A 12152-nucleotide genomic window follows, 5' to 3' on the forward strand; every position below is an offset into this window, starting at 1 on the left:
GCGCCACCATGTCCAATCTCGAGATCCGCGACCTGCACGTGACGGTCGAGACCGAAGCCGGCACCAAGGAGATCCTGAAAGGTGTCGATCTCACGATCAACAGCGGCGAGACGCACGCGATCATGGGACCGAACGGCTCCGGCAAGTCCACGCTGGCCTACTCGATCGCGGGCCACCCCAAGTACACGATCACCCAGGGCTCGGTGAAGCTGGACGGCGAGGACATCCTCGGCCTGTCCGTCGACGAGCGCGCCCGGGCCGGCCTGTTCCTGGCCATGCAGTACCCGGTCGAGGTGCCCGGCGTCTCGGTGTCCAACTTCCTCCGTACCGCCAAGACCGCGGTCGACGGCCAGGCGCCGAAGCTGCGCACCTGGGCCAAGGACGTCAACGCGGCCATGGAGCGGGTCGACATGGACCCGGAGATGGCCAACCGCAGCCTCAACGAGGGCTTCTCCGGCGGCGAGAAGAAGCGGCACGAGATCGTCCAGCTGGAGCTGCTGAACCCGAAGTTCGCGATCTTGGACGAGACCGACTCCGGCCTCGACATCGACGCGCTGCGGATCGTCTCCGACGGCGTCAACCGCTACAGCGAGCAGGGTGACCGCGGCGTGCTGCTGATCACCCACTACACGCGGATCCTGCGCTACATCAAGCCGGACCACGTGCACGTCTTCGTCGCCGGCCGGGTCGCCGAGCAGGGCGGCGCGGAACTGGCCGAGCGGCTCGAGGCCGAGGGCTACGACCGTTACGTGAAGGCCGCGCGGGCCAGTGTCTGAGTTCGCGTTCGACGTCGACCACCTCCGGGCCGACTTCCCCATCCTGGAACGCCAGGTGGGGGGTCGGGACGTGGTCTACCTCGACTCGGCCAACACCTCGCAGAAGCCGCGCTGTGTGGTCGAGGCGATCGAAGATCATTACCTGTACCACAACGCCAACGTGGCCCGGGCGATGCACCAGCTGGGCTCCGAGGCGACCGAGGCGTACGAGGGAGCCCGGCGGATCATCGCCGGCTTCATCGGCGCGCCGCGGACGGACGAGGTGATCTTCACCAAGAACGCGTCCGAGGCGCTCAACCTGTGCGCGCACACGCTCGGCGCCAAGCTGGGACCGGGCGACGAGATCGTGATCTCGGTGATGGAGCACCACTCCAACATCGTCCCGTGGCAGCTGCTGGCCGAGCGGACCGGCGCCACGCTGCGCTGGTTCGACGTGACCGAGGAGGGCCGGCTCGACCTGGCCGGCGCGGCCGCGTCGGGCTTGATCAACGAGCGGACCAAGATCGTCTCGGTGACGTACGTCTCCAACGTGCTGGGCACGGTCAACCCGGTGGCCAAGATCGCCGAGCTGGCCCACGCGGTCGGCGCCGTGCTGGTCCTGGACGCCTCGCAGGCGGTGCCGCAGCTGCCGGTGGACGTCACGGCGACCGGAGCCGACCTGGTGGCGTTCACCGGGCACAAGATGCTCGGGCCGACCGGGATCGGCGTTCTGTGGGGCCGCTACGACCTGCTGGAGACCCTGCCGCCGTTCCTGGGCGGTGGCGAGATGATCGAGGTCGTCGAGCTGGAGCGCTCGACGTTCGCGGCGCCGCCGTACCGGTTCGAGGCCGGCACGCCGCCGATCGCGCAGGCGGTCGGGCTGGGTGCCGCGGCCGGCTACCTGACCGCGGTCGGGATGGACAAGGTGGCCGCGCACGAGCAGGAGATCACGGCGTACGCGCTGAAGGGCCTGGCCACCGTGTCCGGCCTGCGCGTCCTGGGCCCGACCGAGCCGGTCGATCGTGGCGGGGCGATCTCGTTCACGCTGAACGCCGGCGGTCTCGAGGTGCACCCGCACGATGTCAGCCAGTTGCTGGACAGCAAGGGGGTTGCCGTGCGCGGCGGCCACCACTGCGCCCGTCCGCTGCACAAGCGGTTCGGCGTTCAGTCCTCGACCCGCGCGTCGAGCTATCTCTACACCACGAGGGCCGAGATCGACGCCCTGGTGGACGCCCTGGAATATGTCGTCGGATTTTTTGGTCGTGGTAGGTCATGAACGTCGAGGACATGTACCAGGAGATCATCCTGGACCACTACCGGGAGAAGCATCACAGCGGCCTGCGCGAGCCGTACGGCAGCGAGGTGCACCACGTGAACCCCAGCTGCGGCGACGAGGTGACCCTCCGCGTGCAGCTGGACGGCGACCGGGTCGCCGACGTCTCGTACGACGGCGTCGGCTGCTCGATCTCGCAGGCGGCGACGTCGGTGATGGCCGATCTGGTGATCGGCAAGCCGTACCCGGACGGCCTGGAACTGCACCAGGAGTTCTTGGAACTCATGCAGGGTCGTGGTGAGATCGAACCGAACGAAGATCGGCTGGAGGACGGCATCGCGTTCGCCGGCGTGGCCAAGTTCCCGGCCCGGGTGAAGTGCGCGCTGCTCGGCTGGTCGGCCTTCAAGGACGCGGTGCTGCAAGCCCGTGCGAGCGAGGAGAAGTCATGACCGAACAGCAGATCCGCGACGAACTGCCGGACGTCGACCTGCCCGGCGACGGCCAGGCCGGCGCCGCGCAGCCCCCGGCACCGACCAGCAAGCCGACCGTGGAAGACCTCACCGAGGCACTGAAGGACGTCGTCGACCCCGAGCTGGGCATCAACGTGGTCGACCTCGGTCTGATCTACGGCCTGACGCTGGAGGACGACAGCTCGCTCACCATCGACATGACGCTGACGTCGGCCGCCTGTCCGCTGACCGACGTGATCGAAGATCAGACCGGCACCGCGCTGGAGGGTCTGGTCACCGACTGGCGGATCAACTGGGTCTGGATGCCGCCGTGGGGCCTGGAGAAGATCACCGACGAGGGTCGTGATCAGCTTCGCGCGCTCGGCTTCAACGTCTGAGCCGGGCCCATTCTTGTCTGAGCCGGGAAAGGATTTGGCCCCCGGCGTTCTCTGGGGAACCCTTGTTCCGTGCTAGTTGCCCATGATCTTGAGGTCCGTGCGGGTGCGCGGCTGTTGCTGGAACACGCCTCCTTCCAGATCGCTCCCGGGGACAAGATCGGACTGGTCGGCCGGAACGGCGCCGGCAAGACGACGCTGACCAAGATCCTCGCCGGCGAGGGACAGCCGGAGGCGGGGACGGTGCAGCGGCCGGGCTCGGTCGGCTACCTGCCGCAGGATCCGCGGACCGGTGATCTCGAGGTGCTCGCCCGGGACCGGATTCTGTCCGCCCGCGGGCTGGACAAGGTGATCACCCGGCTGCGCCGTGCGGAGCAGCAGATGGCCGACACCGACGACGAGGTACGCGACCGGGCGATGAACGCCTACGCCCGGGCCGAGGCGGAGTTGATCTCGGCGGGCGGCTACGCCGCGGAGGCGGAGGCGGCCCGGATCGCGAGCAACCTCGGCCTGCCCGACCGGGTGCTCGGCCAACCGCTGCGCACGCTGTCCGGCGGCCAGCGGCGCCGGGTCGAGCTGTCCCGGATCCTGTTCTCCGGCGCCGACACGCTGCTGCTGGACGAGCCGACCAACCACCTCGACGCGGATTCGATCATCTGGCTGCGCAGCTTCCTGCAGACCTATCCGGGCGGGATGGTGGTGATCAGCCACGACGTCGCGCTGCTCGACCAGACGGTGACCAAGGTGTTCCATCTGGACGCGACGCGCGCGGTGCTGGACGTCTACGCGATGAACTGGAAGCGCTACCTGCTGCAGCGGGAGACCGACGAGAAGCGCCGGAAGCGGGAGCGCAAGAACGCCGAGAAGAAGGCCGACCAGTTGATCACCCAGGCGGCGAAGATGGGCGCCAAGGCGACCAAGGCCGTCGCCGCGCAGAACATGGCCCGCCGCGCCGAGCGGCTGCTGTCCGGCCTGGAAGAGGTGCGGGTCGCCGACAAGGTCGCCAAGATCAGGTTCCCGGAGCCGGCTCCGTGCGGCAAGACGCCGCTGACCGCGAGTGATCTGAGCAAGAACTACGGGTCGCTCGAGGTGTTCACCGGAGTCGATCTTGCGATCGACCGGGGCAGTCAGGTCGTCGTGCTCGGACTGAACGGCGCCGGAAAGACCACCCTGCTGAGGATCCTGGCCGGCATCGAGGAGTCCGACACCGGCGCGGTGCACAACGGCCACGGGCTGCGGCTCGGCTACTACGCCCAGGAGCACGAGACGCTGGAGCTGGACCGTTCCGTGCTGGACAACATGAAGTCCGCCGCTCCTGATCTTGGTGAGACCGAGGTACGCAAGGTGCTCGGCTCGTTTCTCTTCTCCGGCGACGATGTGGAGAAGCCGGCCGCCGTCCTGTCCGGGGGCGAGAAGACCCGGCTGGCGTTGGCGATGTTGGTCGTCTCCAGTGCCAACGTGCTGTTGCTCGACGAGCCGACGAACAACCTCGATCCCGCTTCCCGTACCGAGGTGCTGAACGCGATCAGGACGTACCGCGGAGCCGTCGTGCTGGTCACCCACGACGAGGGTGCCGTGCATGCTCTTGATCCTGATCGAGTGCTCGTGCTGCCCGACGGAACCGAAGATCTTTGGAGCCCGGAGTACGCGGAGTTGATCTCGCTCGCGTGATCAAGATCGCCGGTCGGAGCAGTTGATCACCCCTCATTCGAGGCGGAATCGCCGCTGATCTTGGTGCGAATTGGAAAAAAGTTCGCGAAAAGTGCTACAAATGATTGATCACTGATCTTGAAATGTCGATCATAAGTCCTGTAAGTCATCGGGCGACCCTGCGCGATGATCCCAAAGTACGAGGAGGGCATGGTGGCCAAGGCACTAGCTAAAGGCTCACGCATCACGGGCGCCCAGCGTGACACGCTGGCCAGCCAGTTTTCCAAGCGGTACGCGTCCGGGGAGAGCATCCGCAAGATCGCTGACGACGCGGGCCGCTCGTTCGGCTTCGTGCACGGCGTGCTGGTCGAGGCCGGGGTAGAGCTCCGCGGCCGCGGCGGCGCGACCCGTGGTGCAGCGAAGAAGGCGCCGGCCAAGAAGGCTGCCGCCAAGAAGGCACCTGCGAAGAAGGCGCCGGCGAAGAAGGCTCCGGCGGCGAAGGCTCCTGCGAAGAAGGTTGCCGCCAAGAAGGCTCCGGCCAAGAAGACGGTGGCCAAGAAGGCACCGGCGAAGAAGGCTCCGGCCAAGAAGGTCGCCGCCAAGAAGGCCCCGGCCAAGAAGGTCGTGGCGAAGAAGGCTCCGGCCAAGAAGGCGGCGCCGGCGAAGAAGGCTCCGGCCAAGAAGGTCGTGGCCAAGAAGGCCCCGGCCAAGAAGGCGGTGGCCAAGAAGGCACCGGCGAAGAAGGCTCCGGCCAAGAAGGCTCCGGCGAAGAAGGCGGCGCGCAAGCGCTGACGCCGGTCCGGCACGTTTCTTGATCAGGCCCGGGTGGGGACTCCCACCCGGGCCTGATCATGTTCGCGTGTTGATCACCGGGCTCGGGCGGCGCGTGCCTTCCGCTCGCGAAGATCACCGCGGATGAAGACCACGATGCCGGCCACACCGATCGCGGTGAACATGAACCACTGGACCGCGTACCAGAAGTGCGGGCCGTCGGACAGCTCCGGCAGCCGGACCGGGGTCAGGCCGCCCTCCTGCGGCGGGTCGACGGTGATCGCCCCGATGTAGCCGTCCGGCACCGGGTACGGCAGCGCCTTCGCGAGGGCCGGCGAGTTGATCAAGCGGACCTGGCCGTCGGACGGCTGCACGGCGCCGCCGCTGCCCTCCTCGTTGCGCCGGACGTGGCCGATCACCCGGACCTGGCCGGACGGCGGGGCCGGTGCCGCGGTCGGCAGCGGTTCCCCGGTCGGCACCGCGACGAAGCCGCGGTCCACCAGCACCCAGCCGGCGTCGGTCCGCAGCGGCGTGACCACCTCGTAGCCCTTCGCCTCGGCGCCGTTCGGATCCGTGCCGTTGCGGAACCGGACCACGAACTGATGGTCGGCATCGAAGGTGCCGACCGCCTCGACCCGCTGCCACTGATCGTCTTCGCCGATCGGGTGGGTGAACACCTCGGTGTACGGCCGCACCGGCGCCTGCTCGTTCGCGATCGTGTGCTCGTTGTGGCCGCGCCGCTCGTCCAGCCGGGCCAGCTGCCAGCGGCCGAGCAGGACGAAGGCGGTGCCGAGAACGATCACGAAGACGATCAAGGCCGTCCAGCGCACCCAGAGCGGGCGGGCGGGACGATCTTCCTCGACGGCGGTGCTGCCGGGCTCAGACACCCGCCGGTCCGTCCTCGGTGGCGGCCGCGGGGCCGGGCTCCGCCGATCCGGTCTCGGACAAGATCAGCTCGGTCGCCTGCGCGGCGACCGCACCGAGCGCCGCGCCGCGACCGACCGCGACGCCGACCAGGAACGCGGTCAGCGGTGCCGCCGGGCGCTCCACCTCGTGCGCCGCGTCGCGGGCCAGGTCGAGCACGATGTGCATGGCATCGTCATCCATCGGGATGTCCTCGGTGCCGATCTGGGCGGACAGGGCGGCCAGCCATTCATCGCGGTCCATGACTGACGAGGATAATTCCCCTTATGGGACGGCTCACTCGCAGGCATCCGGTCCTCCGCCTGACGGCCGAGGAGGAGCGGCGCCGGATCGACGTCCTCGCCGTCGAGGAACCGCTGGAACTCCGGATCAACGGCGAACCCTTCGTGGTCACGATGCGCACGCCGGGTGATGATCTCGACCTGGTGCACGGCCTGCTGCACGCCGAGGGCCTGATCACGGGTGTCGCCGACATCGGCACGGCCCGCTACTGCGGCGGGGCGGGGGAGGACGGCGAGAACCCGTACAACCAACTCGACGTGGCCCTGGCTCCCGGGGTCGCGCCGCCGGAGGCCGCTCAGCGGCGCCAGGTGCTCACCAGCAGCGCCTGCGGGCTGTGCGGGGCCACTTCCATCGACCAGGTGCTGCGGGACGGCAGGTTCGAGCTGACGGACGCGCTGCGGATCGACCGGGCGGTGATCGCGGCGGCACCGGACCGGCTCCGGGAACGGCAGCGGACGTTCGAGAAGACCGGCGGCCTGCACGGGGCGGGCCTGATGGACGCCGCCGGCGAGCTGGTCTGCGTCCGGGAGGACGTGGGCCGGCACAACGCGGTCGACAAGGTGATCGGCTGGGCGCTCCGGCAGGACCGGCTGCCGGCCCGCGACCTGGCCCTCGTGGTGTCCGGCCGCGCCTCCTTCGAGCTGACCCAGAAGGCGGTGCTGGCCGGGATCGCGATGCTGATCGCCGTCTCGGCGCCGAGTTCGCTCGCCGTCGAACTCGCCGAGCGCTCCGGGCTGACCCTGGCCGGCTTCGTCCGCGGCGGATCGATGAACGTGTACACCCACCCGGACCGGGTGCTGGTGGGCGAGCGTAGTAGCGTCGCACAGTGATGGCTGAGCAGGGAAGAAGCCGAGAGGAGAAGCATGGGATCCGCACGTGATCTTGGTCTGCTGGTGCTGCGGCTCGGCATCGGGGGCGCGGTGTTCGCCCACGGCGCGCAGAAGCTGTTCGGATGGTTCGGCGGCGCCGGCCCGGAGGCGACGGCGGCCAGCATGGAGAGCATGGGGTTCGAGCCGGGTGACCGGAACGCCCTGCTGTCCGGGGTCGGCGAGACGGTGGGCGGCGCGATGATCGCCGCCGGTCTCGGCACCGGCCCGGCCGCGGCCGCCGTGTCCAGCTCGATGGCCGTCGCCTCGACGACCCACGTCGACAACGGCTACTTCAACAGCAAGGGCGGCTTCGAACTGCCCGCCGCGTACGCCATCTCGGCGACCGCGATCGCGATGACCGGACCGGGCAAGTTCTCGCTCGATCACGCGACGCGTAACGTGTTCAACAAGAAGTGGATGCGGCGGCTGGCGTACCTGGTCACCTTCGGGCTCGCCGCGTACGTGATCAGTGAGCGGCAGGCCACCCTGGACAGCCGGTCGATGGATCGGGCGAGATCGTAGGGAGGGCGGCAGATGCGTGCGCTGGCTGACCACTACGGCAGAGTCGCCACGGATCTGCGGGTATCCCTGACCGACCGCTGCAACCTGCGCTGCGACTACTGCATGCCGGCCGAGGGGCTGGACTGGCTGGGCCGGGACGAGTTGCTCACCGACGAGGAGACGGTCCGGCTGATCGGGATCGGGGTGCGCGAGCTCGGCATCCGTACTGTCCGGCTGACCGGCGGCGAACCGTTGCTGCGGAAGAACCTGGAGGGCCTGGTCGCCGCCATCGCCGAGCTCACGCCACGGCCGGAGATCGCCCTGACGACGAACGGGATCGGGCTGGACCGCCGGGCCTGGGCGCTGCGCCGGGCCGGGCTGGACCGGATCAACGTCTCCCTGGACACGCTGGACGACGACATCTTTGCCAAGATCACCCGCCGGCGCCGGCTGTCCGACGTGCTGGCCGGGATCCGGGCCGCCCGGGACGCCGGACTGTCGCCGGTCAAGATCAACACCGTGCTGCTGCGCGGCGTCAACGATCATGAGGCGCCGGACCTGCTGGCCTGGGCGCTGGCCGAGAACGTCCGGCTGCGGTTCATCGAGCAGATGCCGCTGGACGCGCAGCACGGCTGGCGGCGGACCGAGATGATCACCGCCGAGGAGATCCTGGCCCGGCTGTCCGAGCGGTACGAGCTCGTCGAGGACCCGGCCGAGGCCCTGCGCCGGGGCAGTGCGCCCGCGGAGACGTTCCGGGTGGCCGGCACCGACCACACCGTCGGCGTGATCGCGTCGGTGACCCGGCCGTTCTGCGGCGCCTGCGACCGGGTCCGGCTGACCGCCGACGGCCAGCTCCGCAACTGCCTGTTCGCCCGCGAGGAGTCGGATCTGCGGACCCCGCTGCGGACCGGCTGGACCGACGACCGGATCGCCGACCGCTGGGTCGCCGCGCTCGCCGGCAAGCGGCCCGGCCACGGCATCGACGACCCGACGTTCCTCCAACCGGACCGCCCGATGTCGGCCATCGGCGGCTGAATTCCGCTTGGAAAGCCCTTGCCTTAGGCGTGGCAACGCTTAGGGATCTCTTGAGTCAGCTTTGACCCTTATTGAACGTCGCCGCGGTTAGAGTTTTACCTATCAGGTCCGTTATCCCGGGTTCCCGCAGACTCGGTTGAGAGCGGGCCTGATCACTTTTCCGGCCCTGATCACTTCCGGCGCCGGGGCGCAGGGATCAACCTTCCAGGGAACTGCCGGCCCAGCGCTGGTACAGCGGCTGCGACACCACCTCGACCGCGACGTCGAGGACCTGCGCGGCCGGCGGCTGTTCGCGGAGGCCGGACCCGGCCAGCGCGACGTCGAGCGCGTTCCGGAAGCCGGCCACCTCGACGAGGCGGCCGACGAGCACCAGGGTGGGGTCGTCGATCAGCCGGGCCGCCGCGGCGCAGGTCGCGACGACGTCCCGCGCGCACCGATCGACCAGCTCGGCGGCCTCCCGGTCCCCGGCGGCGGCCAGGTCGCAGACCACCAGGGCGAAGGTGGCCAGTCGTTCGACCCGATTCGGCGTCGCGAGCAGTTCGATCACAGCCGGGATGTCGGGTCGCCGCCCGAACCAGGCCGTCGCCGCGGCCAGCAGGCCGGGCGCGGCGGCGACGCCGTCGACCGTGGAGCAGGCGAGCCGGAGCCCGGCCCGCCCCAGGTCGCCGGCACTGCCGCGGTCGCCGAGGTCCGGCCCCCAGGCATCGAACCGGTGCAGCCGCCCGGCCGCGTCACAGCCGACGATCGCCGTCCCGGTCCCGACGGCGGCCACGGTGCCGGGCCCGCCGAGGGCCGCGGCATGGTTGAGCACTCCGTCGGTGAGGACGGTGATCCTGGCTCCCGGGAACAGGTCGCCGAGCCTGCGGACGGCCTCGTCGATGGCAGGCCGGCTGGGCAGGAACGTGGTGCCGATGGTGACCGTCGAGACCGGCCCGGCGCTCGGTGCCGCAGCCCACGGCCCGCGAACGAGCTCGAAGAGCAACGCTCCGGCCTCGGGGCTGCCGGCACGCTCCGGCGGTGCACCCGGCCCGGTGAGGGTGTCGCCCAGGTCCTGGCGCCGGATCCGGGTGCCGGACTTGCCGATGTCGACGACGACATGGCCGGACCGGCGGCCGAGGTCGGGCCCAGGGCGGTTCATCGGCCCTGGTCCAGGACGGTGACGCGACGGATCAGTTCGAGCGTGTCGGCCGCCGTCAGCGGCGAGGCGTCGGCCTCGTAGCTCCGTTCGGCATGGCCGGCCGGGTCGGCGAAGTAGCCGACGTAGCCGTCCGCGCAGCTGATCAACCTGGTGTCGTGATCACCGGTCGCCAGGCCGAGGCCGAACGACGCGACGACCTCGCCCGGGGCCGTGAGCCACCGGTGCGAGCCTACGGCGATCGCAGCGATCGGCATCGACTCCGTGACCGGTGCGGCCCAGCGCGAGGGCAGCGTGACGGTGTCGCGGACCAGCCGCACCTCCGTGCCGGTCAGCGGCTCGGCCCGTTTCAGCGCGGCCAGGAGCTGCTCGGCGACCAGGGCGCCGAGTCGCTCGACCTCGGACGGGGTCCGTCCCTCGCGGTGGTGGCGGGTGCTCACGTCACCGGCGCAGCCCTGCGCGAACACCACCGGCAGGGCGGCCCCGAGCCCTCGGCGCAGCCCCGCCCTGGCCGCGCCCACCCAGTCGGCCGACACCAGGCGGTTGTCCGGACCGAGGACCGTCGGATGGCAGGCGAAGTCGTACAGCAGCGCGGCCGGGGTCCCGTCCGGCTCCCGGGCCAGCAGACAACGTGCGCTCGGGTCGAACGGTCCGTCAAGCCGGGCGCGATTCGCACCGATGCCGTCGATCCGGGTGGTGATCGTCTCCAGCCGTACCTCCGTCCGGCGCAGGGGCATGCCGCGGATCGCGTCGGCCAGGTCGGCCAGCAGTTGGTCGTCGACCGGTGCGGGCAGGCTGGGCAGGATCTGACCGACCCAGCCCGAGGGCGCGGCGTGGGTGTGGGACGCCGTCACGACGACGTGGTCCGGGTCGCACCCGGTGACCGCGGCGACCGCGTCGACCACGACCCGGCGCAGTTCCGGCTTCACGGCCAGCGCGTCGATCGCCACCCAGGTCAGGGTCCCGTGGCCCGGCGCGGTGAGCGCCGCGAGGTTGAGTTCGAGGTCGTCGAGGACGCCGGTGGTCTCGCCGGACCGGTCGGCGAAGCCGCCGAGTGACACCGGCTGCCTCGGCGTGATGGCCACGGTTCCCGCGGTGAGACTCCAGCCGGCCGCCGTGGGTGGTGGGACGGTCATGCATCCTCCGGTGGGCTAGTCCAGAATGTCGTCAAGCTCCGTCGGCGCCAGCTCGCGGGCGGCGGGCAGTCCGCCGGCCTGGCCGATCGGACCGCGGCTGATGTCGAGGTCGTAGCGGTCGCCGCGGTAGATCGAGCGGCCCACTTCGATCACGTGCCCGGACAGGTCCCGCTGCGCCAGCGTGACCTGCAGACAGGGGGCCGCGGGGTCGATCTTCAGCAGCTCGGCCTCCTCGGCGGTGGGCAGGATCGCCGTCACGTGGGCCTGCACGCTGCTGGGCTCGGCGCCCCAGCGGGTGCGGATGGTCTCGTACAGCGAAGCCTGTTCGAAGTTCACCGACTCCAGGCCGGGGAAGCGTTCCAGGGAGAGCGTCGACCGTTCCACCCCGGTCGGTGCGCCGTCGGTGGTGCGGACCCGGACCAGGCGCAGGGCGCGGGTGCCGACGGCCACCTCGAGCAGGGCGGCCAGGCGGCTGGTCACGCGGAGCACGTTGTGTTCCTGCACGATGGCGCCGGCCCGTTGGCCGCGTCGGGCCAGTTCCTGGGCGAACGAGTAGCCGACTCCGTACCGCGGGGCGGCGGGGTCGGCCACCTCTGCCGCGACCCCGGTCCGGATTCGGATCACTCCGTCCGCGGCCAGCCGCCGGACCTCTCCCCGTACGGTCATCCTGGCGACGCCGTACGTCTCGGCCAGCTGTCGCTCGGACGGCAACCGGGCGCCGGGGCCGAGCCGGAACGCCAGGCTCTCCAGCACCTCCCGCAGCTGGTCGCCCTTGGGGCGGTCGTCGTCCAGCCGGTCCGGCAGCCCGAAGGCCGACGGGTCGAACGGATCGTTGGGTCGGCGCGCCACGCTGCTCGGTCCTCCCTGCCCTTACCAGGCGTCCTGCGGGCCATTGCCATAGTGGGCTAGCCCACTTTACGATAACAGGGCTCGACAAGAGCAGGCGGATGCCGCGGGCCGCGTCACATCCAGGTTCA

The 12152-nt window shown here is 70.3% G+C and carries 14 protein-coding genes; 9 read left to right on the forward strand and 5 right to left on the reverse strand.

From position 1 onward, the window contains the following. The first annotated feature begins 8 nt into the window (after window positions 1–8). The 6 genes from sufC (at window position 9) to ACFQU4_RS22320 (ending at window position 5314) form a co-directional block, all read left to right on the forward strand. Window positions 9–776, forward strand: a complete 768-nt coding sequence (gene sufC, locus ACFQU4_RS22295; protein ID WP_377496063.1) for a Fe-S cluster assembly ATPase SufC — start codon at window positions 9–11, stop codon at window positions 774–776. Next, complete coding sequence (locus tag ACFQU4_RS22300; RefSeq protein ID WP_377496065.1) at window positions 769–2031, forward strand: aminotransferase class V-fold PLP-dependent enzyme; 1263 nt, start codon at window positions 769–771, stop codon at window positions 2029–2031. Before sufC ends, ACFQU4_RS22300 begins: the two co-directional genes overlap by 8 nt. Further along, window positions 2028–2477, forward strand: a complete 450-nt coding sequence (gene sufU / locus ACFQU4_RS22305) for a Fe-S cluster assembly sulfur transfer protein SufU (RefSeq protein ID WP_377496067.1) — start codon at window positions 2028–2030, stop codon at window positions 2475–2477. The genes ACFQU4_RS22300 and sufU overlap by 4 nt, the downstream gene beginning before the upstream one ends. Then, the gene (locus ACFQU4_RS22310) at window positions 2474–2875 is read left to right on the forward strand and encodes a metal-sulfur cluster assembly factor (protein WP_377496069.1); all 402 of its coding nucleotides are present in this window, start codon (window positions 2474–2476) and stop codon (window positions 2873–2875) included. Before sufU ends, ACFQU4_RS22310 begins: the two co-directional genes overlap by 4 nt. A gap of 69 nt (window positions 2876–2944) precedes the next feature. Continuing rightward, window positions 2945–4543, forward strand: coding sequence for a ribosomal protection-like ABC-F family protein (gene abc-f, locus ACFQU4_RS22315; RefSeq protein WP_377496071.1), 1599 nt, complete (start codon window positions 2945–2947; stop codon window positions 4541–4543). Between the two features lie 189 nt (window positions 4544–4732). Then, window positions 4733–5314 carry a helix-turn-helix domain-containing protein gene (locus ACFQU4_RS22320; RefSeq protein WP_377496074.1) on the forward strand — a complete coding sequence of 194 codons (582 nt, stop codon included), beginning with the start codon at window positions 4733–4735 and terminating at the stop codon, window positions 5312–5314. A gap of 74 nt (window positions 5315–5388) precedes the next feature. Here the strand turns inward: ACFQU4_RS22320 and ACFQU4_RS22325 are convergent, their stop codons facing one another. Continuing rightward, on the reverse strand, window positions 5389–6180 hold the full coding sequence (locus tag ACFQU4_RS22325) for an SURF1 family protein (protein WP_377496076.1): 792 nt from the start codon (window positions 6178–6180) through the stop codon (window positions 5389–5391). Then, entirely contained in the window at window positions 6173–6460 is a 288-nt protein-coding gene (locus ACFQU4_RS22330) for a DUF6457 domain-containing protein (protein WP_377496078.1), read from the reverse strand. Before ACFQU4_RS22330 ends, ACFQU4_RS22325 begins: the two co-directional genes overlap by 8 nt. A gap of 23 nt (window positions 6461–6483) precedes the next feature. Here ACFQU4_RS22330 and fdhD point away from each other — a divergent pair, with 23 nt between their 5' ends. Genes fdhD through moaA form a run of 3 tightly spaced genes read left to right on the forward strand, consistent with a single transcriptional unit; the run spans window position 6484 to window position 8904 of the window. After that, window positions 6484–7329 (forward strand): formate dehydrogenase accessory sulfurtransferase FdhD, encoded by an 846-nt coding sequence (fdhD, locus tag ACFQU4_RS22335; RefSeq protein ID WP_377496080.1) that lies wholly within the window; start codon window positions 6484–6486, stop codon window positions 7327–7329. 33 nt (window positions 7330–7362) lie between these two features. Further along, window positions 7363–7890, forward strand: a complete 528-nt coding sequence (locus ACFQU4_RS22340; RefSeq protein WP_377496082.1) for a DoxX family protein — start codon at window positions 7363–7365, stop codon at window positions 7888–7890. Between the two features lie 12 nt (window positions 7891–7902). Continuing rightward, window positions 7903–8904: a GTP 3',8-cyclase MoaA gene (gene moaA, locus ACFQU4_RS22345; RefSeq protein ID WP_377496085.1), complete on the forward strand. Its 1002-nt coding sequence runs from the start codon at window positions 7903–7905 to the stop codon at window positions 8902–8904. Window positions 8905–9100: 196 nt separating this feature from the next. Here the strand turns inward: moaA and ACFQU4_RS22350 are convergent, their stop codons facing one another. Genes ACFQU4_RS22350 through ACFQU4_RS22360 form a run of 3 tightly spaced genes read right to left on the reverse strand, consistent with a single transcriptional unit; the run spans window position 9101 to window position 12024 of the window. After that, the gene (locus ACFQU4_RS22350) at window positions 9101–10042 is read right to left on the reverse strand and encodes a BadF/BadG/BcrA/BcrD ATPase family protein (RefSeq protein ID WP_377496087.1); all 942 of its coding nucleotides are present in this window, start codon (window positions 10040–10042) and stop codon (window positions 9101–9103) included. Further along, window positions 10039–11175 carry a hypothetical protein gene (locus ACFQU4_RS22355; protein ID WP_377496089.1) on the reverse strand — a complete coding sequence of 379 codons (1137 nt, stop codon included), beginning with the start codon at window positions 11173–11175 and terminating at the stop codon, window positions 10039–10041. Before ACFQU4_RS22355 ends, ACFQU4_RS22350 begins: the two co-directional genes overlap by 4 nt. A 15-nt stretch (window positions 11176–11190) precedes the next feature. Continuing rightward, window positions 11191–12024, reverse strand: coding sequence for a GntR family transcriptional regulator (locus tag ACFQU4_RS22360; RefSeq protein ID WP_377496091.1), 834 nt, complete (start codon window positions 12022–12024; stop codon window positions 11191–11193). Window positions 12025–12152: the final 128 nt, after the last annotated feature.

The sequence above is a fragment of the Microlunatus sp. GCM10028923 genome, from assembly GCF_042666975.1.
In the GTDB taxonomy this organism is placed as follows: domain Bacteria; phylum Actinomycetota; class Actinomycetes; order Propionibacteriales; family Propionibacteriaceae; genus Microlunatus.